General features: G+C 41.2%; 16 protein-coding genes. 14 read left to right on the forward strand and 2 right to left on the reverse strand.

Annotation, left to right across the window (positions count from 1 at the left end; translation table 11 throughout):
- The first annotated feature begins 21 nt into the window (after window positions 1–21).
- The gene (locus LKJ51_RS02325; RefSeq protein WP_291978531.1) at window positions 22–372 is read left to right on the forward strand and encodes a type II toxin-antitoxin system PemK/MazF family toxin; all 351 of its coding nucleotides are present in this window, start codon (window positions 22–24) and stop codon (window positions 370–372) included.
- Between the two features lie 89 nt (window positions 373–461).
- Here LKJ51_RS02325 and LKJ51_RS02330 read toward each other — a convergent pair whose 3' ends face one another.
- Window positions 462–743, reverse strand: a complete 282-nt coding sequence (locus LKJ51_RS02330; RefSeq protein ID WP_291978532.1) for a hypothetical protein — start codon at window positions 741–743, stop codon at window positions 462–464.
- A 36-nt stretch (window positions 744–779) separates the two neighbouring features.
- Complete coding sequence (locus LKJ51_RS02335) at window positions 780–1,358, reverse strand: GNAT family N-acetyltransferase (protein WP_291978533.1); 579 nt, start codon at window positions 1,356–1,358, stop codon at window positions 780–782.
- 131 nt (window positions 1,359–1,489) lie between these two features.
- Between LKJ51_RS02335 and cls the strand changes: the two genes are divergently transcribed.
- The 13 genes from cls (at window position 1,490) to LKJ51_RS02400 (ending at window position 23,240) form a co-directional block, all read left to right on the forward strand.
- Complete coding sequence (gene cls / locus LKJ51_RS02340) at window positions 1,490–2,968, forward strand: cardiolipin synthase (protein WP_291978534.1); 1,479 nt, start codon at window positions 1,490–1,492, stop codon at window positions 2,966–2,968.
- A gap of 35 nt (window positions 2,969–3,003) precedes the next feature.
- On the forward strand, window positions 3,004–3,771 hold the full coding sequence (locus LKJ51_RS02345; RefSeq protein WP_291978535.1) for a sulfite exporter TauE/SafE family protein: 768 nt from the start codon (window positions 3,004–3,006) through the stop codon (window positions 3,769–3,771).
- Window positions 3,772–3,921: 150 nt separating this feature from the next.
- Window positions 3,922–7,704, forward strand: a complete 3,783-nt coding sequence (locus tag LKJ51_RS02350) for a PD-(D/E)XK nuclease family protein (protein ID WP_291978536.1) — start codon at window positions 3,922–3,924, stop codon at window positions 7,702–7,704.
- Between the two features lie 2 nt (window positions 7,705–7,706).
- Window positions 7,707–11,564, forward strand: coding sequence for a helicase-exonuclease AddAB subunit AddA (addA, locus tag LKJ51_RS02355; protein ID WP_291978537.1), 3,858 nt, complete (start codon window positions 7,707–7,709; stop codon window positions 11,562–11,564).
- Window positions 11,564–12,502: a LacI family DNA-binding transcriptional regulator gene (locus LKJ51_RS02360; RefSeq protein WP_291978538.1), complete on the forward strand. Its 939-nt coding sequence runs from the start codon at window positions 11,564–11,566 to the stop codon at window positions 12,500–12,502. Before addA ends, LKJ51_RS02360 begins: the two co-directional genes overlap by 1 nt.
- A 502-nt stretch (window positions 12,503–13,004) precedes the next feature.
- A complete protein-coding gene (locus tag LKJ51_RS02365; RefSeq protein WP_291978540.1) occupies window positions 13,005–14,351 on the forward strand; it encodes an SLC45 family MFS transporter in 1,347 nt (448 codons plus the stop codon).
- Between the two features lie 98 nt (window positions 14,352–14,449).
- Window positions 14,450–16,702, forward strand: a complete 2,253-nt coding sequence (locus LKJ51_RS02370) for a glycoside hydrolase family 65 protein (protein ID WP_291978541.1) — start codon at window positions 14,450–14,452, stop codon at window positions 16,700–16,702.
- A gap of 19 nt (window positions 16,703–16,721) precedes the next feature.
- Entirely contained in the window at window positions 16,722–17,384 is a 663-nt protein-coding gene (pgmB, locus tag LKJ51_RS02375; protein WP_291978542.1) for a beta-phosphoglucomutase, read from the forward strand.
- A 240-nt stretch (window positions 17,385–17,624) separates the two neighbouring features.
- Complete coding sequence (locus LKJ51_RS02380; RefSeq protein ID WP_291978543.1) at window positions 17,625–18,491, forward strand: aldo/keto reductase; 867 nt, start codon at window positions 17,625–17,627, stop codon at window positions 18,489–18,491.
- Between the two features lie 110 nt (window positions 18,492–18,601).
- A complete protein-coding gene (locus LKJ51_RS02385; protein WP_434737670.1) occupies window positions 18,602–20,131 on the forward strand; it encodes a Y-family DNA polymerase in 1,530 nt (509 codons plus the stop codon).
- 2 nt (window positions 20,132–20,133) lie between these two features.
- Window positions 20,134–20,553 (forward strand): YolD-like family protein, encoded by a 420-nt coding sequence (locus LKJ51_RS02390; RefSeq protein ID WP_291978544.1) that lies wholly within the window; start codon window positions 20,134–20,136, stop codon window positions 20,551–20,553.
- A 49-nt stretch (window positions 20,554–20,602) separates the two neighbouring features.
- Window positions 20,603–22,390, forward strand: a complete 1,788-nt coding sequence (locus LKJ51_RS02395; RefSeq protein WP_291980081.1) for a glycerophosphodiester phosphodiesterase — start codon at window positions 20,603–20,605, stop codon at window positions 22,388–22,390.
- A gap of 241 nt (window positions 22,391–22,631) precedes the next feature.
- A complete protein-coding gene (locus tag LKJ51_RS02400) occupies window positions 22,632–23,240 on the forward strand; it encodes a GTP pyrophosphokinase (RefSeq protein WP_291979016.1) in 609 nt (202 codons plus the stop codon).
- The last annotated feature ends 9 nt before the right edge of the window (window positions 23,241–23,249 follow it).

Raw genomic sequence — 23,249 nt, forward strand, 5'->3', positions numbered from 1 at the left:
CTTAAGGAGAAAATTACCGAAATGAAGGAAAAAGAAGTAAAACGGGGAGATATTTTTTACGCCGATCTATCACCAGTAGTGGGTTCGGAACAGGGAGGGCAACGTCCCGTTCTGATCGTTCAGAATGACGTTGGCAACCACTTTAGTACGACCGTCATTGTGGCCCCCATTACGACTCACTCGCAAAAGAAAACAATGCCGACCCATGTTTTGTTAAAAAGTGAAGTAACTGGGATCCCACGGAACTCAGTTGTTCTCCTAGAACAGATCCGGACAATCGACAAACAACGATTAATGGACCGGATTGATCACCTCAGTGTTTCGGTAATGAACAAAGTTGATCGGGGACTGAAGGTAAGTCTTGATCTATAGAGTGCTTTCGCTAAAAAAATTCCCGGAAGGCTAGTAATATCATCTTTAGTACAAAAAGAGGTTGGATTTATCTCCAACCTCTTTTTGTACTAAGCAGCGTTTTCTTTTAATTGCTTAATTTTAATTTCAATTAGTCCCGCCTTTTCACCAAGCTCAAAGAATTCTTTTTGGAGCCTAAAGAAGCGGCTTTGGATTGCTGTGCTTGTGGGTAACCATTGCTGGTTTAAGTACATCTTCCAAAAGTCATCATCAGGCTTCAAACCAATTCGATTGCTAAGTTGTTCAATTTCTGGATGAATCTTTTGGATCTTGTTAACAAGTTCGTTGTGTTGACGAACAAGGTGACCAAGATCATTTTTTGCGTACTGCATAAAACCCCTCCTAATGTAAAAAGTAATTCACACTATCTATTTTAGCAGTCCTTTCATAAAGTCGTTAGTAATTCTATTGACTTTATAACCGTGTTGGAGATTTAGTTCGAAGGCAATCCGATTAGGATCATTTTTATCATCAACTTTAACTTCACCACAACGTACAAAGCCGAATTTTTTGGCAAGACTTTGCATTGGTTTATTCTTTTTGTGTGTATCGAGGCGGAAATTAGTTTGTCCCTGAAGTTGACCAACGGTGATTAAGTTACTGAAAAGAAATTTGGCAAGTCCTTGTCCACGGTAATGACTCGAAATTGCTACTCGGTGAATTGTGGCATAGGGAGCATCGGGATGGCTCCACTGACCGTTGTAAATTGTTTTGTAAGAGGGTTCGGGAGAAAGTTGGAGAGCAGCGAACCCCGCAATTTGATTGTTAACCATGAGAGCCCAACTTATTTCCTGGGAAATATCTTGAGTAATTGCATTACGATCGGGATGACCGTCTTGCCATTGGGGGTTACCGTTCTCCTTTAACATTTCACGAGCTTCTTCAATGATTTTCATAATCGCGTCTAAGTCTGTTAGTTTGGCACGGCGAAGATAAATTGTTGACATAGCTAATCCTCGTTTCATTGGAATAATTGTGTATTATTATATAGCAAAAAAAGGAATATTTTTAATGACCGCCGTTGGTTATCTAATTTGAATGAGTTAGAATTGAGGGGATAAAAAGGGGAGGTGCCGTGATGATACTGACGTGGAGTATTATTAAATGGGTATTGCTTGCGATCGTTGTTATTAACGAAATTGCGGCACTATTTACTGTGTTTAGAGAGAAGCGGGATATTGCGGCAACGTGGGCATGGTTGCTCGTGCTGCTCCTTCTTCCGGTAGTTGGTTTTATTCTTTATGCATTCTTTGGCAGAAAGTTACCACAAAGACGTTTGGAGCGAATTAGGTCCCAGACACAATTAAAGCTTAAACAGGCTGTTGAGCGGCAAAAAATCCAGTTTCAAAATATGCCGAAACCAAAGCATTCAACGGTTCAAATGTACCGACGAACAATAATGCTTTTTCAAAGTCTAGATAACGCTTTTTTGACGCGGCATAATAATGTCAAGATTTATACGGAAGGAAATAAGTTGTTCCGCCAACTCTTTGATGATATTGAAGCTGCAAAGGAAAGCATTAATATTGAATTTTATACAATTTACAATGACCAAATCGGAAATGAGTTACGGACCCTCCTAGAGCAAAAGGCTGCAGAAGGAGTCGAAATTCGGGTCCTTTATGATTCATGGGGTTCAATGGGAGTCCGCTCTAACTTTTATGATGGACTTCGTAAACGGGGCGGCTATGCAACGCCATTCTTGATGACCCATAGTAACTTTATTGATTTCCGGCTAAACTACCGTGATCACCGGAAAATTGTTGTGATTGATGGTGAAATTGGTTATATTGGTGGCTTTAATGTTGGCGATCAATACCTTGGTCGGGTTAAAAAATTCGGCCCGTGGCGTGATACCCACTTGCGCATCATTGGTGGCGGTGTATACAGCCTTCAGCAACGTTTTATTCGAGATTGGAACGCTTCAATTAAACGGAAGGAAGATCGGATCCTTCACTTTAGTCGCTTCTTTCCCGAGATTAAATTAGATAAGACCCAGCTCGCAAATGAAACCTCATTGCAGATTGTGTCTAGCGGACCAGAATCGCCCCAAGAAAACATTAAGTTAGGTTACCTCCGCTTAATTAATGCGGCAACGGATCATATTTGGATTCAAACACCATATTTAATTCCAGATGATAGTGTGATTGATGCGCTTCAAGTGGCAGCCCATTCAGGGGTAGATGTTCGGATAATGGTTCCTTGTAAGCCGGATCATGCCTTTGTTTATCGGGCCACACAATATTATGCACGAATGTTGGCAAACCATGATATTACGATTTACTTTTATGAGAAGGGCTTCTTGCACGCCAAGACAATGATGGTCGATGGAAGAATGGCAAGTGTTGGATCAGCCAATGTTGATTTTCGGAGCTTTAAACTAAACTTCGAAATTAACTCCTTTATTTATGACCGGAACATGACGGATAAGTTGGAGCAGATCTTTGTAAATGATATTCGTGATTCACGAGTGATTACTCCAGAAATGTTTGCCAGCCAATCAAGGTGGCTCCGGTTTAAACAAACATTTTCAAGGTTGTTATCGCCGATCCTTTAGAATTCGGCTAATTAAATTTTGGTGGGGAGAGAAAGATGACAAGTATTCCATCAGTTGGAATGTTAATTTACTTATTATTAGGCGGTGTTGTTGCGGGGATTTTAGCCTCTGCGGCTTCATTTGCTTCTCTAGCATCGTACCCATTACTTCTCAGTGTTGGTGTAGCACCAGTTTATGCTAATGTAACTAATGATGCAGCATTAATATGGAATAGTCTTGGTGCGGTCTTTGCGTCTGGACGAGAACTTCATGGTCACTGGCGCGAGGTATGGACATATGGCTTCTTTACCGTGGTCGGTTCAATTATAGGTTGCTTTCTCCTACTCGCATTTCCGGGAAAGGTTTTTGAACGTATTGTTCCGTTCTTTATTTTGATTGCTGGAGCAATGATCCTGATTTCTGGGAAACACCAGCCTGATTTAACCCAACAAAAACCTCAATGGTTAAAGGGACTGTATATTTTCCTCCTAGTGATTGTTGGTGGATATGCAGGATACTTTGGCGCGGCAAGTGGAATCGTAATTTTGGTCCTGTTAACATACCTAACCGATGAAAATTTCTTAGTGGTAAATGCGATTAAGAACGCGGTTTGTGGGTTTACCAACCTGATCGCCTTAATTATTTATTCGTTCACTTCGAAGATATATTGGTGGGATGCGGTTCCAATGGCGATTGGGATGTTTATTGGTGGCTACTTAGGGCCAATTGTTCTTCGCCATATTCCTGCAAAATTAATCCGGTGGGTAATTGCTTTCCTCGCACTGATTCAAGCGTTGATTTTCTTTAAGCAGGCTTACCTATAATAAAAAGTCAGAAGCTAACTAAATCCTAGAATGGTTTATTCAGGTGTTTAGTGAGTTTCTGACTTTTAAAATTAACAAAAATAGTTTATGAACATTTGTTCGATATATGATAGAATTAAACATGAATTTATATGAAAAGGATGGATCACCGTGGGAACTCTCGGCTTTGTTTTAGGTACTCGTGCAATGAATCATGAGCAAGTAATGGTAGAACAGTTGGCTGCGCAAATGAAGAACGCAACAGCAAAAGATCGTTTTTTCTATTTGGTTCCGAACCACATTAAGTTTGAAACGGAAATAAATGTTTTAGCAGGACTGCGAAAACTTGCTGGGTTTGATAGTGCCCAAAGGTTTGCTTCAGAAAAGCTCCAAGTACTGTCGTTTAGCCGACTGGCCTGGTTCCTTTTACGTGATACTCCAGCATTCCAAACACCCCGAATCTCTAAAATTGGGATGACAATGTTAGCGTCACAAGTTGCACAAGAGCACGCCGATGAACTACATCTTTACGCAAGCGAAATCAAGCGTCCAGGCTTTATTCAAAAACTGACTGAGCAACTTGAAGAACTAAAAAGCGCTAATATTTCTGCAGACGATTTTTCAACAATTTTGGATCAGATTCAGCAGGATCAGTCTTCAGGAGCTAACCGGGTTTGGCTAACTAAGATGCATGATGTTGAAGTTATCTACCATGCCTATGAGGAACAACTTCGACAAAATTTCCTGGGAAATAATGAACTTTATCTGCAATTAGTGCAGTATTTGCAAACGAATGACGAGGTTCACCATATGCACTTTTTCATTGACCGGTTTGCGCAGTTTACAGCAAGTGAGCAGCGAATTGTTGATGCACTGATAGAAAATGGTGCGGCAACAATGGTTTCGTTAGTCCTTGATCGTGGCTATCCCGATCAAAATCACCCTAATCCAAGTGAACTTCCTGCTGAAAACGATCTTTTTTATTCCTCAGCAATGGTCTACCGAAGATTGTGGAAACTTGCTCAGGCAAAGCCACAGCAGATTAAACTGCAAACTAATGTATGGTTTGCAACAAAACCGCGAGTTAACAGTGATCTTCAAACAGTCGATCGCTATTTTAAGCGCTATGCGGAAGGGCCGGTTGCAGCAATGGATACTGCAGAATTAAAGGATCCATCGGCTATTCAATTTTACACAATGGCTAACCGGCGAGAAGAATTAGAAAAGGTTGCTACCCAAATTCGTCAGCTAGTTGCTAGTGGTAAGTACCGTTACCGTGATTTTCTCGTTTTAACGAGACACCTCGATGGCTATCAAAATATGATTACGCCAATCTTTGCTAAGAACCAGGTGCCTGTTTTTGATGATCACGAACGAAAAATGGATCAGCACCCGCTAGTAATCTTGCTCAGTACCTTATTTACCGTTGAACAAAGGGGGTACCAGCTTGCTGATATAATGCAGTTGCTAAAGACTTGGCTCCTAGTACCACGGCTATCTACGGGTGACTTGATGTCAATTCACGATTTCCAGGAAGCTGTTTTTGTTACCGAGAATTGGTGTCTAAAACAGGCGATTCGGGGAAAGCAGGCCTGGGTAAACGATAAATGGATTGCAAAAGTATGGACCGTTAAGGATAGTGAAGTTACCAGGAAAGGTGCTTCTTCGCGAGTAGACAAGTTAAACCATCAACTCTCAATCGTTCGTAATTACGTTGCAAACACGATTGTACCGTTTTTTGAGCAATTAAAGCAGGTGACGTCAGGCCGGGAATTAGCAACCGTACTCTTTGATTTTTTACAACAAAATGGAGTTACAGAACGGCTACACCAGTGGCAGCAGTATCAAAGTACTCGCGACCTTGATCTTGCCCGTCGGCCTCAGCAAGTCTGGGAAAAGTTTTGCCAAATATTGCAAGAATATGTTGAGATCCTTGGAAATGATCAGTTAAGTGAAGAAAACATTGACAATTATCTTGACGAATTTAACGAGATTATTCAAGCAGGATTCTCGGCAGCACAATATTCGCAAATTCCAGCAACGCTTGACCAGGTTGTTGTTTCTGAAACTGGGATTGTGCAAAGCCAGAATAAAAAGGTTGTCTTTATGATCGGCTCAACTGATGACGTTATGCCTGAGGTACGTGAGAATAACGGTCTATTAACCGATCAAGATAAGCAGATTTTGGCGCCATACCTTGATGCAGATTATCAATATTTGCCAGCTGATATGGTAACTGAATTAAATAATGAGCCATTTGTTCATTATTTGGGGATGCTTTCCGCAAGGGATCAACTGATTTTTACCGCACCACAAGCAACGAATGATGATAAGGAATTAACAATCTCTCCTTACATGCGAGATTTAGCTAATTATCTTCAACAGCCAATTATCAATTCGCCGCTAGTAACCAGTAAAGCGGGACAGCAGAGCGCTGAACAATTTATTAGTAGTCCAGAAGCTAGTTTGAGCCAACTTGTTCGCGTAGGACGGCAAATTCGTGACGATCAAAAGACGGCTTCTAGTGTTGCTAAATTACCATCAACTTGGAAAAAAGTGGAACGCGATCTAATCTTATTAGCTCGGCAATGGCAAGCAAGTCCATCTACTGATGATCAAGCACTAGGGAATAAATTACATCAACGCTTAGAACTAGTAACGCAGGGATTTAATTACCATAATGTTGTTGATGATATTGGTGCGACACTTGCCCAAGCCTTATATCTTCATACCGCCCCTAATGAAGCTCAGCATCGGGTTTTATATGCTTCAATTTCTCAATTACAGAACTTTTATGTTAATCAGTATGAATACTTCTTGAAGTATGGCTTGCGGCTTCAAAAACGGGATCGTCTCGAAATGTCGCCGGATCGAATTGGAACGTTTTTCCATAAGGCAATGGAGACGTTTATTAATAATACTAATCAGCAACAAATTAGCTTAAAGAAACTAGCTACTGATACACAACACTTGAAAGAATTTATCAATGAGGCATTGCAAGTTGCTGAGGAGAATCAACCTGATTTGACGCGGTTAACTGAGTCGTCAGCCCAGGCAAAATTTCAGTATCAGCAATTACGGACAATTGTTACAACGATGCTAGAGACTATGTGTCAACAAGCACAGTATACTAACGCTCAACCATTCAAGACCGAAGCCCAATTTGGAAGAATCGGTGCGCCAAATCAAGTTAATTTGAAAGCCCTCAATTATCCGCTGGCTTCTGGAGACCGGATTTACTTACGGGGACGAATTGACCGAATCGATCGTCTTCCTAAGGACCAATTAAGTGATCTTCCTAAACCGAGTGATTTTCTTACCGTCGTTGACTACAAGTCAAGCAACCATACATTTGATCTCACGTCCGCTTATTACGGAATTTCATTGCAGTTATTGACCTACTTAAATGGACTTCAAAGTAATCTTCAGGAATTAGATGAGCCGACAGCCCGCCTTGCTGGTGCATTATACTTACATTTAAGTAATCCAAAATTTGATTGGAAACGAAACCAGCATAAGGAGTTAGAAGAACTACAGTTAAGCTCGCATGAATACAAGGGGATCCTTTTGAATGAGCCGGCAGTCCTTGATTCGCTTGATCAGAAACTCCAGGATAACCAATCAGTTCTGTACCCATTAAAGGTCACAAAAAAAGGTGGCATTTCGGCAAAAAAGGACGCACTTTTAGTTACTCCAGACCAATTACGGTGGCTTCAGGAATGGAATAAGCAGTTAATCATTGGTGCTGGAAATAAGATTCTTGAAGGGCAAGTGAAGTTGAATCCTTACCGTTTAATTGAAGGGAGTAAACGGTCCACGGGGTTAGACTATAGTGACTTTAAGGATATTTACCAATTCGATAATATGCTGGATCAGCAACGTTACCGGCAACTTGATCCAAAGAAGGCAAAAGACGACTTTGATAGTGCAAAGAAAGAGGGAGGCGCTGAATAGCAATGGCAACATTCAAGCCAACACCAAGTCAACAGCAAGCAATTGATGATCGAGGAAAGAATATTCTTGTTTCTGCCTCTGCAGGATCGGGGAAAACCGCGGTTCTTGTTCAACGTGCCATTAAGCTGATTAAAGAAGGGATCCATGTTGATCGGATGCTAATGGTGACCTTTACTGATGCTGCTGCGAAGAGTATGCGGGATAAAATTCGTGACGCCCTTCAAGAGGCAGTCCGTCAGCCAGCCCATAATGCAGAAGAACAGCGTCAGCAACGCCAAATGGAGAATGAAATTAACCGTTTAGCTACGGCAGATATTAGTACGATCCATGCTTTTTGCTTAAAACTAATTAAGCACTATTATTACCTAATTCACCTCGATCCCCAGTTTCGTTTACTAACCGATGATACTGAACGACTCTTACTCCAGGAAGAAATCTGGCAACAAGTTAGTGAGAAACTGTATGAATCATCGACTGACCAGACAGCAGAAAGCCAGATAAATTTTGGTGAACTAGTTACTAACTTTTCCAGTGACCGTGACGCTCAAGGTTTAGATGAACTTGTATTAAAGTTATACGAAACAGCAAACGCACAGCCAGAACCAGAACAATGGTTAAATGGACTAGCCGAAAATTATTTCCTGGGAAATAACTCGATTACAAGTACAAAATTTTACCAGGAACAGTTAAAGCCGGTTGTTAAGGATAAATTAAAGCAGTTAGTTAGCGATTATGGTGAATTGAGTTTGCGAATGGCAGATCTTGGTTATGGTAAGCCTGCCGAGATCATTAAGGGTGATCAAACGCAAATTAGGGGACTGATAGCCGTTTTAGATCAGGAAAAATGGGGAGAAATTCGTGCTGCATTCAAAGAAATCAAGTATGCCCGAATGAGTGGTGGCGCCAAAAAGAAGGATCCAGAATATGAAACCTACCAATCCCTGATAAAGGCGCGAAATGGGCTTAAAGATCAGTTAAAATCTTTGGTAGCAAATTATTTTGAATATGATGAGCAGCAGTTTAGAAAAATTGCTGACCGTTCGGCGCAGGTCTTAAGGGAGTTATCTGCGGCAACAATTAAGTTTTCACGAGCCTACCAACAAGCTAAGCTAAACCGTCATGTCTTGGAATTTAGTGATTTGGAACACTATGCTTACCAAATTTTGACACCACCTGCTGATCAACCAGATTGGAGCACCCTCGTTGATGAACTACGTAATCATTATCAGGAAATAATGATCGATGAGTACCAGGACACCAACCCGCTTCAGGAAAAAATCTTGATGAAGTTGACTAGTCCCGAACGACATAACCTCTTTATGGTGGGGGATGTCAAACAGTCGATTTATCGTTTTCGTGAAGCAGACCCAAGTCTTTTTCTTACGAAATACCAACATTATCGAAAGGGCAAGGGTGGTGAATCAATTGTCTTGGCGGAGAATTTCCGGTCAATGAGTAATGTCACTGGCTTTACAAACCTTTTATTTGAACAATTGATGGATCGCCAAGTAGGTGAGATTGATTACGATAAAGACGCCCACCTTAAGTATGCAGCAACGTACTATGATGAAAATCCAGATAATAAGATTAAGCCTGCTGAGGTATTACTTTACGATGCAAATGTTGATCCTAAAAAGCCGCAGGAAGACGATAAATTAACCGGAGAACTCCGAATGGTGGCCATGCGGATTAAGCAAATGGTAACTAATCAAGAGTTGATTTATGATAAGAATTCAAAGCAGATGCGACCGGTTCAGTATGGAGATATCGTTCTCCTAGAGCGGACGAAGAACATCAATAATACATTAATGGAACAATTCAACGAGTTAGAGGTTCCGTTGACAGTTCATGATGTAGAAAGTTATTTTCAAGCAACCGAGGTTCGGGTAATGATGTCATTACTGAAAGTCATTGATAACCCTAAGCAGGATATTCCGTTAGTTGCGGTCCTTCGCTCACCAATTGTTGGCCTTAGTAATAAAGAATTAGCATTCATTCGACTTCAAAATCGGCAAACTGATTTTTATACCGCAATGGTAACGTGTCATGATAACTTTGAACATCATCACCTTCAGCAACGGTCAGCACTGACAGCCGACCAGTTAACCCGACTTCAGCAGAAACTGGCAACTTTTATTGAGCAACTAACTGAATTCCGCCAAGTGGCTCAACAGCAAACATTGGTCGATTTAATTTGGCGAATTTACCAAGAAACTGGTTATTTGGACTATGTAGGAGCGATGCCTGGTGGTCAACAGCGCCAGGCCAACCTCCATGCATTGTATGAACGGGCACATACGTATGAGCAAAGTAGCTTTAAGGGCCTTTACCAATTCACCCGCTTTATTGAAAAAATGCAAGAACATGATCAGGATCTTGGCGTAGCACCCACCCAACTGGATACCAATACAGTTAACGTGATGACGATTCACGGAAGTAAAGGACTTCAGTTCCCAGTTGTCTTTTTAATTAACACGAACCACCACTTTAATAATTCCGCGGTGCGAGAAAATGCGGTTGTTGATCCAGATTCTGGCGTTGGTATTAAGGTGATGGATGAACAACGGTTAGTTTATGATACGCCCCAGCGCCAAGTTATCTTAAATAATATTCAGCAGGGAGAACGGGCAGAGGACTTACGGGTTCTTTACGTTGCGTTAACCCGTGCTGAGCAACGACTGATTGTTACTGCTTCTTTTAACGAAAGTCGGAAGGGGCAGAAACTAGCTGATGCGTGGAATGGTTGGCAAAAAGCTTTTCAGAGTGATCAACAGTTAATTGGTGCGCAATTACGAATTAACGCGAAGTCCTTCATGGATTGGATTGGACTAGCGCTTGCTCGGTACTCTAAGCAATTCAATGCCGCTAAGTTAAGCATTTCCGGTAAGACGGTGGAAGATGCAGGAGTCACTTTAGAACCAAGTCCACTTGATACAGGAAAGAAATTTGCGGGGATGAGTTCAGCACCAGCCTTTATTGCGCAAACATATACTGCTGAAGATGTTGAACAACAACTGGATGCAGTCACGAGGCCGGTTAATATAGCTGAGGAAGACTCTGAGACAGTTAAAACATTGTCAGCGGAAAAGATTAACCAAATTCTTGCTTTCCGGTATCCACATGAAGTTGCCACAGAGACGACGGCTTACCAGTCGGTTACAGATGTAAAACGAGTCTTTGAGGATCCGGATAATCGTGAAATGGGACAATGGGATTATGATCAGCAACGAAAAATAAAGAATCGGGGACTTTACTTAAAAAATGATTTTGCAGTACCCCAATTTATCCAACAAGATGATCAATCACCAGCAGCAACGGAAGTGGGGACCGCTACCCACTTGGTATTCCAAAAACTACCACTAAATGGTGAGCCGATAGATGATAACAAGGTTCATGATGAAATTAAGAAATTAGTTCAAGAACATTTGATTAGTCCAGCGGTTGCCGGTCACATCAACGTAGAAGGAATTGCTGCATTCTTCCAAACGGCTCTGGGACAGCAAATTATAAAAAATAACGAAAACTACCACCGTGAGGAACCGTTCGCGATGATCATGAATGGTCATGAACTTTTCAAAGAAGTTCAGGCAAAGGATGATGAAAGAATATTGATTCACGGGATTATTGATGGCTACTTAGAGACGGCAGAAGGGATCATTTTGGTTGATTATAAAACTGATCATATTGATCCAAACTATCGAGAGTTTGAATTAGCTAAAATTACGGATCGTTACCGAGGACAACTAGAGTTATATCGTCAGGCGTTAAACATCATGAAGCCAATCCCGGTTGTTCAAATGGGTCTATACCTGGTAGAATTAGGAGAGTTTATTCCATTTAAAATCGAGGGGCGGCCGTAATGGTAACAATTAAGGACATTGCAAAGAAGGCGGGAGTATCCGTTTCAACGACATCGCGGGCGTTGAATGATAATTCAAGGATTAGTGAAGAAACACGGGAACGGATTAAGAAGATCGCAGCTGAAATGGGCTACCAGCCTAACTATACAGCACGAAATCTCACACGTGGTGAATCAAATATGGTCGGTTTAATCTTTCCGGTAACAGAAGATACCGCTCCGGCGAATCCGTTTCATATTGACTTGATGCGGGGAGTTAGTGCAGCGCTCCAACCGCTCCACTACGAGATGGTAGTATCAATTGCAACGACCCAAGATGAGCTATTAGAAGAGGTTCGGTCAATGGTTGACCAATCGAAAGTTCATAATTTCCTGGTTTTTTACTCTCTAAAAAACGATCCCGTCACTGCATATTTACGAAAAAATAACCTTAATTTTGTGGTCATTGGTCACCCAACTGATCACCATCCCGATCGCTTTGTTGATAATGATAATGTAGCGGCTGGAAAGAAAGCTACAGAACATCTTTTTGAAAGCCGCCAGCTCACTTGTCCGGCATTCCTTGAATCAGTTAATCCGTGGATGTTTGAGCGAGAACGGGCTAAGGGTTATGAAGAATATATGCACGAACATGACCGCAACGGGATTATCTGGCAGTTAGGAACAAAGGCAGATTCATTGGACGAATTTCTTGATGCTCATCCTGAGGTTGATGGATTGCTATTCTCCGATGACCTATTATTCGTCCGCTTTTCTCATGAGTTGCAAAAATTATCATTACCAGTACTTTGTTTTAACAATAGCCGACTCATGGGGATGCTAACAAATAGTGACGGAAAGATTGACTTGCAGCCACGAGAATTAGGCAAAGAAGCCGTCCACCTTTTATTTGATCCAACCAAACATCATGGTTATGTTGGGTTTAAGGTAAGAGTGTGAGAGTGTGAGCCAGCAAAAAACTTGCGGAAAGCTAGCAATTTCTCCTGACGAAGGCGACTTGCGCCTAGGAAGGAGGTTGCTAGCTCTAGCAAGTTTCTGGCGAACTCATCTCGACTATGCCGTATTAGAATCAGTAACTTGAGGAAAGTCGCAGCGAACCGATCTCGACTATGCCGCATTAGCCCACCAGCTCTAGCAAGTTTCTGGCGAACACATTTCGGCAATACTGCATTAGAACCACTAACCTGAGGAAAGTCGCGGCGAACCGATCTCAACCATGCTGCATTCAGTTCCCGGCGATCCCATTTCGATAAATCTTACAACTTACGTTAAAGAGACTGATAATGAACACAGTCTCTTTTTTTGTCTTAAATGCAGAAAACCCTTACAAAAATTTGCGCAAACGGTTGCACAAGATTTTAGAATCTGGTATATTAATAATTGTAAAAAGTCATGAAGCGCTTTCATGACAAAAAGATTTAGAATATTAGGGGTGTAATTAATGAGTCAAGAAAAGCCAGCGGGCGCAGGCTTGCCAACACTTTCTAGAAGCACGATTTGGATGATCAACTTCGGCTTCCTTGGTGTTCAGACCGCCTTCACCTTGCAAAGTTCACAAATGAGTCGGATTTTCCAAACGATTGGTGCCGACCCTAATAACCTAGGATGGTTCTTTATTTTGCCACCATTAATGGGATTGGTTGTTCAACCAATTGTCGGTTATTATTCAGACCGTACTTGGGCACCAAAACTCGGTGGTCGGCGTCTTCCATACCTTCTTTTAGGGATGATTGTTGCCGTTATTGTTATGTTGCTGTTGCCTAACTCTGGTAGTTTTGGTTTCGGTTATGGATCACTAGCTGCTTTATGGTTTGGTGCAATTACCGTTGCCTTTTTGGACCTATCATCTAACGTTGCCATGCAACCATTCAAGATGATGGTTGGTGACATGGTTAATGATGACCAAAAGAGTTATGCATATGGTATTCAGAGTTTCTTATCAAACACCGGTGCCGTTTTAGCCGCAATTTTCCCATTCCTCTTTACTTGGTTTGGGGTTAAGAACATTGCTCCTAAGGGTGTTGTTCCTGATTCTGTTAAGGTTGCCTTCTATGTAGGTGCAGCATTACTGATTATCACTAGTTTGTTTACTGTTTTCCGGGTTCACGAATATGACCCAGCAACCTATGCTAAGTACCACGGTATTACTGAAGAAGATAACACTGAAGGTGGAAACTGGTTCACTCTGCTAAAGACTGCTCCTAAGGCTTTCTGGACTGTAACTCTTGTTCAATTCTTCTGCTGGTTCGCATTCCAATATCTCTGGACATACTCAGCTGGTGCAATTGCCAAGAACGTATGGGATACAACCAACGCTACTTCAGCAGGTTACCAAGCCGCTGGTAACTGGTATGGTGTTTTAGCTGCTGTTCAATCAATCGCTGCCGTTGTTTGGTCATATGTATTGGCCAAGGTTCCTAACAAGTACCACAAGTTAGGATACGCTGGTAGTTTACTTCTCGGTGCATTTGGATTTATCTCTGTCTTCTTCATTCACGATCAATGGACATTGATTATTTCATACATTCTTGTTGGTATTGCCTGGGCCGGAATGAACACTTACCCATTAACAATTGTTACTAACGCATTATCCGGTAAGCACATGGGAACTTACCTTGGACTCTTCAATGGTTCGATTTGTTTACCACAGATTGTTGCTTCATTGCTTAGTTTCGCATTGTTCCCACTCTTTGGTCACTCACAAGTTAACATGTTCATCCTTGGTGGGATTGTGTTAGCTCTCGGTGCTCTTTCAGTTGGTTCAATTAAGGAAACCTACGCTGAATAAGTCGGATAAGCTGATTAATAAAGTAAATTAATTCAAAATAGGACTGTGACGGTTATTAGCCACGGCCCTATTGTATAAAGAAGGAAGGAATTGTAATCATGAAACAAACATTTGAAATTGCTCCATGGCACGTCGCAACTCATAATTGGGATCCTGAAGATAAGCGTCTTCAAGAATCAATGACGAGTTTGGCTAATGAAAACCTTGGTATGCGTGGCTTCTTTGAAGAAGGATACTCAGCAGACCACATGCAAGGGGTCTACCTTGGTGGGGTTTGGTTCCCTGACAAGACCCGTGTTGGTTGGTGGAAGAATGGTTATCCTAAGTACTTTGGTAAGATGATCAACGCTGTTAACTTCATGAAGTTAATCATCAAAGTTAACGGTGAACAACTTGACCTTGCTAAGCAAGCACCAAAGGACTTTAAGCTTGACCTTGATATGAAGCGTGGTGTTCTTACCCGTGAATTCACTGTTGAAATCGGTGGAACTGAAATGTCATTCCACTTTGAACGGTTTGTATCTGCTGTTCAAAAGGAATTAGTTGGTCAACGTCTTCATGTTAAGAACGAAGGAAGCAACGATGCTAAGATTGAAATTACTAGCATGATTGATGCTGATGTTTACAATGAAGATGCTAACTATGATGAACAATTCTGGTTGGTTTTGAACAAGAGTGCTAATGGCGAACATGCTGAATTAACTTCTGAAACCAAGAAGAATGATTTTGGTACTCCACAATTCACTGTTGGTATGAAGACCACAACAAAGACTGACCTTGATCACGCTGGTGACGGAACGGACGAAAAGGATGCATACAACACCTTTGCCGGAATAGTTGCTGCTGGTAAGGAAATCAACTTTGAAAAGCGGACAGTTGTTGTAACTTCACGTGACTTTGATTCCCAAGAAGCAATCGAAAAGCATCTTGATGAATTAACCGCTAAGTTTGATGACCAAAGCTTTGATGATATCCTTGATCCTCATGTTCAAGAATGGGAAGATCGTTGGGCTAAGTCCGATGTTGAAATTGATGGTGATGAGGGAGCACAACAAGGGATTCGTTTTAACCTCTTCCAACTCTTCTCTACTTACTATGGCAAGGATTACCGTCTTAACATCAGTCCAAAAGGATTTACTGGTGAAAAGTACGGTGGTGCTACTTACTGGGATACTGAAGCTTACTGTATTCCCGTTTACCTTGGTGTTGCCAACCCAGAAATTGCCCGGAACTTGTTAATGTACCGTTACAAGCAATTGGATGGTGCTTACATTAACGCTAAGCAACAAGATCTTGATGGTGCATTGTTCCCAATGGTTACATTTAACGGGATCGAATGTCACAACGAATGGGAAATTACCTTTGAAGAAATTCACCGTAACGGGGATATTGCCTACGCTATCTACCTCTACACGAAGTACACTGGCGACAAGTCATACGTTCTTCATGAAGGTGCAAAGGTTCTTACCGAAATTTCTCGTTTCTGGGCCGACCGGGTTCACTACTCACAAAACAAGAACAAGTACATGCTTCACGCTGTAACTGGTCCTGATGAATATGACAACAACGTTAACAACGACTGGTACACTAACTTGCTTTGCCGTTGGACTCTTCAATACACCCTTGAAATTCTCAAGGAAGTTGATCCAGAAGTTGCTAAGAAGCTTAACGTTTCCGAGGATGAAAAGCGTCGTTGGAAGGGAATCGCAGATAACATGTACCTTCCATACGATAAGGAACGTGATATTTTCCCAGAAAACGATGGTTACATGGATAAGGACTTAACACCGGTTTCTGAAATTCCAAGTGATCAATTACCACTTAACCAACACTGGTCATGGGACCGGATCCTTCGTTCACCATACGTAAAGCAAGGTGACGTTATCCAAGGACTTTGGGACTTCATTGATGACTTTACTAAGGAACAAAAGAAGAACAACTTTGACTTCTACGAACAATACACTGTTCATGAATCAAGTCTTTCTGCTTCTGTTTACTCAATTATCGCTGCTGATATTGGTTATGAAGATAAGGCCGTTGAATTATATGAACGTTCAGCACGTCTTGACCTTGACAATTACAACAACGATACTTCAGATGGTTTACACATTACCTCAATGACTGGTTCATGGCTTGATATCGTTCAAGGATTCGCTGGTATGCGTGTACGTAATGGTGAATTACACTATGCTCCATTCCTTCCTAAGAAGTGGAACTCATACCAATTCCGTCAAATGTTCCGTGGTCGGATCTTGAAGGTTAAGGTTGATAAGAACGGTACTAAGATTGACTTGGTATCAGGTGACCCAATTACCATTGATCTTGACGGTAAGAAACTTGAATTAAAGTAATTACTGGAGGCAACCGAGAATGAATTTTGAAGATTTGAAAGGATTTGCTTTTGACCTTGATGGTGTGATTGCAGATACTGCACGGTTCCATGGACAAGCATGGCATCAGCTTGCTGATAAGGTGGGCACCGAATGGACCCCTGAACTAGCAGATAGTCTAAAGGGTGTTAGCCGAATGGATTCTCTAGAACTGATCTTAAAAGCTGGTGGTCACGAAAATGACTATACCCAAGAAGAAAAGGTTGCGTTGGCTACTGAAAAGAATGACAACTACATTAAGTTAGTTGAAACTTTAACTCCAGCCGACATTTTACCTGGAATGAAAGACTTCTTGGATGAATTAAAAGCTCACAAATACCACATTGTTTTAGCTTCTGCATCCAAAAATGCCCCAAAGGTTTTGAAGTACTTACAAATTACCGATTACTTTGAAGGAATTGTCGATCCCGCAAAGCTAACTCATGGTAAGCCAGATCCAGAAATTTACAGTGAAGCAGCAAAGTTAATGAACTTGCCTGCTAATCAAGTTGCTGGTCTGGAAGATGCCCAAGCAGGGATCGAATCAATTAACCGTGCTGGCGAATTATCAATTGGTTTCGGTGCAGACTTAAAGGATGCTGACGTTAAGTTTGACCAAACTGGTGATGTTTCACTAGCAGCAATTAAGGCACAAATGAACTAACATTAAACTCTCTATCAATAAATAATATAAATTAGTTCGGTTACATGATTGGGAATAAAGGCGGATGTTACAGAATCTGTCTTTACTAAAATGAATATTACTGTAAAAAGGGACGATATACTCTTAAACAGGAGTGCATCGTCTCTTTTTAGTTATATATAATTTGACATTTTGGATGTTTAAAAATTACCATAAAAGAGAAAAGACTATATAATAGTAAGTGATAAGGAAGTGGACAAATTGATCGAATTAACAAATATTAATTCAAAATTGAATTTAAATAATGGCACCCAAATTCCGTGTGTTGGTTATGGGACTTTCCGAACCCCAGCAGATGTTGCTGAAAAGGCAGTGGCAGATGCAATTAAGGTTGGCTACCGTCACATTGATACCGCGGCTGTATATGGTAATGAAGAGGCGGTTGGTAAAGGAATTAAGGATTCTGGAATTGACCGGAAGGATCTCTTTGTCACCAGTAAGTTGTGGAACGATAATCGGGGTTATGAATCTACAAAGAAGGCTTTCCAAGAAACGTTGGATCGTCTTCAAATGGACTACCTTGACTTATACCTGATTCACTGGCCAGCAAACCAAAAGCAATTTGGGACTGAAGCAAGTAAGATTAACGCTGAAACCTGGCGGGCAATGGAAGATTTGTACAACGAAGGTAAGATTAAGGCAATTGGTTTGAGTAACTTTATGCCTCACCATATCGTTGACCTAATGAAGACGGCAAAGGTTGCGCCGGCTGTTGACCAAATTGAGGTTCACCCCGGTTGGCCACATACAGAACAGGTTAAATATCTTCAGGCTCATAATATTCTTGTAGAAGCTTGGGCACCACTTGGCGGTCAAGGAGCCAAGGTAATGACAAATCCGACAATTCTTCAGATTGCGGATAAGCATAATAAGACCGCTGCGCAAGTTTGCTTACGGTGGATCATTCAGCAAGGAATTGTTCCACTACCAAAATCAGTTCACGAAAACCGGATGGTTCAAAATAAGGACATCTTTGACTTTACGTTGACTGATGACGAAATGAAGAAGATCAGCCTTTTGACAAACCTTGGTGGTCAATGTGCTGATCCGGACGATGTAGACTACTAATTTAATAAGTGATCCTCAATGTTAAAGTTGAGGATTATTTTTTACGTTCTTATCGACCATTTGTTCGATAAAAATGCTATAATGATAGAAAATGGAAAAGGAGAGCGTAAATGATGGGCGATCAACAACGAATCTACATGGCGATTGATTTAAAGTCTTTTTATGCATCAGTAGAGTGTGTTGAACGCCACTTAAATCCATTAAACGCTAACTTGGTGGTTGCTGATAGTTCACGAACAGATAAAACCATTTGCTTAGCTGTTTCCCCAGCCTTAAAACAGTTCGGCGTTCCTGGTCGACCACGATTATATGAAGTCCATCAGATCGTCGACCGGATTAATCGAGAACGTTCAAAGCACGCTACTTGCCATCATTTATCAAAGCACGGGTCGATTTATCGAGGAAAAATATTGAAGTCACCTAACTTACGGGTTGATTTCAAGATAGTCCCACCACGAATGCACTTCTACATGGAAAGAAGTGCGGAAGTGTACGGGATTTACTTACGCTTTATCAAGCCAGAGAACATCCATGTTTATTCGATTGATGAGGTAATGATGGATGTTACTGACTACATTATGGAACATCAAGTATCGCCACATACGCTAGCAAAGCAGATTATCCAGCAGATCCAGCTAGAAACGGGGCTTACTGCTACAGCGGGAATCGGGACGAACCTCTATCTGGCAAAAGTGGCAATGGATATTGTTGCTAAACGGATTCCTGGTGATCAGGATGGTGTTCGGATTGCCCAACTAAATGAATATCAATATCGGCGGTACCTTTGGGCGCATCAGCCACTGACCGACTTTTGGCGTATTGGCCGGGGTTACGCGAAGAGGTTGACGAAATTAGGACTGCACACGATGGGTGATGTTGCGCGGTGTTCAATCGGTAAGCTGTCTGATCCAATGAATGAAGAGGTTCTTTATCATGAGTTTGGTAAGAACGCAGAGCTTCTCATTGACCATGCCTGGGGCCACGAGACGGCGACTATTGCTGATATTAAAAACTACCATTCAGAAGAACACGGGATTTATTCCAGTCAGGTTTTAATGAAGCCGTATAAGTATCGGGAAGGGTTAGCCGCTGCGCAAGGAATGGTTGATTCGGTTGCCTTAACGATGGTGAAGCGCCATGTCGTTAGTGCTAATTTTGGAATTGTTGTCCAATACGATCCACAGAGCCTTCAATATGCCCCTAATTATCAAGGACCGGTAGTTGAGGATTTTTATGGACGGCGGACAGCCAAACCGAGTCACGCTCATCAAAAGTTAGAACTTCCTACGGCCTCAGGCTCAGAGTTAAGAAGGGTTTACAAAAATTTATATGAGCGATGCGTTAACCCTAACTTGCTAGTAAGGAAAATAACGTTGATTTCAACTCAAATGATTGATGAGGATGTTGCTGCTAAGATGACTCACTTTAAGCAGATTAACCTTTTTGAAGATCCACAAAGAGAGATTAAACAAGAGCAAGTTGCAGCAAACAAACGCCAGCGTGACCAAAAGTTACAAGCAACAATTCTTAAACTTCAACAAAAGTTAGGCGATAAGAATGTGATCCTTCACTTGGGGGACCTAAAAAAGGGATCGACAACCAAGGAACGAAATGATCAGATCGGGGGTCACCGAGCATAGTTATGGATGAAAAAGAAATCATTGAACGGGAACTATTTAGTGATACTTCTCAATATAATGACATTATTAAGCGCCCCTATCAGCAATCCAAGGGACACATGCCAATGATGAAGGAAGATCGTGCAGGTCAGTTTTCACCATTTGCGGCATTAACCGGCTTCGGGAGCTTGATTCAGAAGAAAGCAGAGATATATGCCCATAAGAAGTACCTTTCGGCAGATGAGGAGCGGACCATCTTTAACAAGCTTCAATTAGCCGTAAGATCAAAGCAACCAGTTACTATAAACTACTTTAATGACACGGTTGGTTATTATGAGGAATTTCATGATCAGGTTTCAAAAATTAAACCTGAACGCGGCCGGGTCTTTTTTAATGATCATTCATCAGTTGTAATTGCAAATATTAAGCAGGTTCGGGAATAATTAGAGCTGTATAATAAGAAAAGAATTAATAGACGACGGGGGCGTAACTTTGAGGGCAATTTGGCATAGTCTTTGTCAATATTCAAAGAATTTTTGGCAACATTGGGTATCATTCATTATTTTATTTGTGGGGATGGATCTCGTTAATCAGTTGATCTTTATCCCACTTTTTCGGTTAGTAACAACATATATTCTTCAAGCTGGTGGGATCCCGTTTATTTCCTACCAGAATATTAAAATATTGGTTACTCAGCATACCTTAGTGGTTGTTGGGTTATTAATTGAATTAATTCTTCTGTTACTGGTCATTTATTGGCAGTTTGCAATTTTATTGCTGGGTCTCCGTCTTATTTTAAGCAATCAAATGAGCTTCAGGCGGCTAATGAAAGAATCCTGGCTAGCAATGCAAAATATTCGTCCAGGTTCGCTACCGTTAATGTTACTTTACTTTGTGTTGGTTATTCCGTTTGTTGATCTAGTGTTTCGGACACCATTATTATCTAAGGTTCAAATCCCGGAATTTATTCTTGATTTTATGACCCGGAATAACACATTATTAGTGATTCTAATTGCTTTTTACGTTATCACCACGATCCTGGGAGTGCGGTTAATTTTGACGTTACCGTTGATGATCTATCAAGGACGGCGAACCCGTGATGCTTTAGTAACAAGTTGGCACCTTACCAGTGGGTTAAAATGGTGGCAATACGTAAAGAAACTGATTGTGCTAGGAATTATTGCGGCTGTTGGATTAACATGCTTTTATTTGTTGATCTATGGTTTACAAACACTGCTGGACTTATTTCCCGGGAAATTGGCTTTTGCTTCAGCGATTTTTAACCTAACCTTGGTTCAAGGGATTAGTGAGTTGTTAACGGTCTGGGCCGGCATTGTTGCTTTACAGGTTGTGATCTCTGTAGTAGATGATTTCTCTAATCAAGAAAAGACGAGAAAAAAGGCCAGTTGGTTAGGCTGGACGACCTTTGGAGTATTACTTGTGCTCCTTGGTGGCTTGGTAGTAGTTAATAATTATTATTACCTTAAGGGAAGCGGCCTGACACGACCAATTACGATCTCACACCGTGGCGTTGCTGAGGAAAATGGTGTCCAGAACACAATTCCCGCAATGGAACGGACCCATCGGCTTCACCCAGATTATATTGAAATGGATGTTCACGAGACGAAGGATCATAAATTCGTCGTCCTCCATGATGAAAACCTCAAGAAGCTAACCGGGGTTAATAAGACCCCTCATGAACTCACGCTAGCCCAGTTAACTAAATTAACGGCGCGAGAGAATGGTCATCACGCTAAACTTGCAAGCTTAGATCAATACCTAAATACAGCAGAACAACTTCATCAAAAATTATTAATTGAAGTTAAAACGACTCCAAATGATTCTAAGGCCATGCTGAAACGATTTAACCAACAGTATGGTAAACGGATTATTAGGGATCATGATCTCGTTCATTCACTTGATTACCAAGCTGTATCGGGATTGAAGAAATTGAATCCTAAATTAAAGGTGCTTTATATCCAACCGTATAACTTCTCTTATCCAAAGAGTGTTGCGGATGGGTATTCAATGGAGTACTCAACATTAAATTTTGAATTTATTCAGCAGGCACATCAGCAAAACGACAAGGTTTATTCATGGACTGTTAACGATCCCGAAGTCATGAAACAGATGATGTACGATCACGTCGACGGAATTATTACTGATAATTTGGGTGAGTTAAATTCAGCAATTACTGATTACACGGGTTCACAGAGTTATGCCAATCGGATCCTTAACTTTATCTTAGTTGTCCCAGCTGGTGGTGGACTAGAACCTTAATTATGGTAAAATTGACCAAACTTAACTGGAAGTTGGTGAAATAAGAGTGAAGGGACTATGTGATAAGGCATTTGTAATTATCGATGCCTGCGTAACCGCTCTAATGGAATTAATTTTTAGTACCCTGTAGTAGGCTATTAAAGAAACGGATATTACTAAAGAATCACCATAAAAATTGTTATAATAAAATGTGTTGAAGCAGAAGTAACTGCTGAAAGATATTGATAAGGAGTGGCGATTAATGTCAATCTATGGTCCTTATGAAGAAACATTAAATGAGATCCTCCTTGATGTAGAGGACAGGATTAAGCAACTAAACCGACGAGAACTTGATAAACACCAGCCAAAGCTGTATGAGCATTTAATTGGTCGGGTTAAAACGCCATCGAGTATGGAAGAAAAGTGTCAAAGGAAGAATTATCCATTAACAACCGAATCAGCATTACGTCGGTGTCGTGATGCTGTTGGAATCCGAATTGTTTGTAACTTTATTAGTGATATTGATCGGTGCTTGGATGTTCTTCGAAATGCTGAATGGTGTTCAGTGGTTAAGGAGAAAGACTATATTACAAAATCAAAGCCTAATGGTTACCGGAGCTATCACTTGATTTTGGACGTGGTGGAAAACTATCGGGACATTGGTGGAAACAACCCCGGACACTTTTTTGTGGAAATTCAACTACGGACAATTGCGATGGATTCCTGGGCGAGTTTAGAACATGAGATTAAGTATAAGCATCACGTTAAGAATCCAGAACGGATTGGTCGTGAGTTAAAACGTTGCGCAGATCAGTTAGCTTCATGTGATATTCAGATGGAAACAATTCGGCAGTTAATTCGAGAAGATTAGGTGGTAATT

The sequence above is a fragment of the Limosilactobacillus sp. genome, from assembly GCF_022651205.1.
GTDB lineage: Bacteria > Bacillota > Bacilli > Lactobacillales > Lactobacillaceae > Limosilactobacillus.

Coding starts and splice junctions, on each gene's coding strand:
- LKJ51_RS02325 (WP_291978531.1), top strand. CDS start 22: ATGAAGGAAAAAGAAGTAAAACGGGGAGATATTTTTTACGCCGATCTA.
- LKJ51_RS02330 (WP_291978532.1), bottom strand. CDS start 743: ATGCAGTACGCAAAAAATGATCTTGGTCACCTTGTTCGTCAACACAAC.
- LKJ51_RS02335 (WP_291978533.1), bottom strand. CDS start 1,358: ATGTCAACAATTTATCTTCGCCGTGCCAAACTAACAGACTTAGACGCG.
- cls (WP_291978534.1), top strand. CDS start 1,490: ATGATACTGACGTGGAGTATTATTAAATGGGTATTGCTTGCGATCGTT.
- LKJ51_RS02345 (WP_291978535.1), top strand. CDS start 3,004: ATGACAAGTATTCCATCAGTTGGAATGTTAATTTACTTATTATTAGGC.
- addA (WP_291978537.1), top strand. CDS start 7,707: ATGGCAACATTCAAGCCAACACCAAGTCAACAGCAAGCAATTGATGAT.
- LKJ51_RS02360 (WP_291978538.1), top strand. CDS start 11,564: ATGGTAACAATTAAGGACATTGCAAAGAAGGCGGGAGTATCCGTTTCA.
- LKJ51_RS02365 (WP_291978540.1), top strand. CDS start 13,005: ATGAGTCAAGAAAAGCCAGCGGGCGCAGGCTTGCCAACACTTTCTAGA.
- LKJ51_RS02370 (WP_291978541.1), top strand. CDS start 14,450: ATGAAACAAACATTTGAAATTGCTCCATGGCACGTCGCAACTCATAAT.
- pgmB (WP_291978542.1), top strand. CDS start 16,722: ATGAATTTTGAAGATTTGAAAGGATTTGCTTTTGACCTTGATGGTGTG.
- LKJ51_RS02385 (WP_434737670.1), top strand. CDS start 18,602: ATGATGGGCGATCAACAACGAATCTACATGGCGATTGATTTAAAGTCT.
- LKJ51_RS02390 (WP_291978544.1), top strand. CDS start 20,134: ATGGATGAAAAAGAAATCATTGAACGGGAACTATTTAGTGATACTTCT.
- LKJ51_RS02400 (WP_291979016.1), top strand. CDS start 22,632: ATGTCAATCTATGGTCCTTATGAAGAAACATTAAATGAGATCCTCCTT.